Here is a 359-nt window from a genome sequence, read left to right on the forward strand (position 1 = left end):
TTTGCCTAGAGGAAATTTTGTCTATGGGGGGTGGAAATTTTACTATTGCGCAATAGGCAATAGAAATTTTTGCCTAGAGGAAATTTTGTCTATGGGGGGTGGAAATTTTACTATTGCGCAATACGCAATAGAAATTTTTACTCAAGATAAATTTCGTCTTTGAGAGTCGGAAAGTTTTTGTTTTTATTGCGATATACGCAATAGGAATTTTTGCCTAGGATAAATTTTGTCTTTGAGAGTCGGAAATTTTACTGTTGCGATATACGCAATAGGAATTTTTGCCTAGGATAAATTTTGTCTGTGAGGGTCGGAAATTTTACTATTGCGCAATACGCAATAGGAATTTTTACTCAAGATAA

Origin of the sequence: Dapis purpurea BLCC-M126 (genome assembly GCF_050015975.1) — a bacterium.
Lineage (GTDB): Bacteria > Cyanobacteriota > Cyanobacteriia > Cyanobacteriales > Microcoleaceae > Trichodesmium.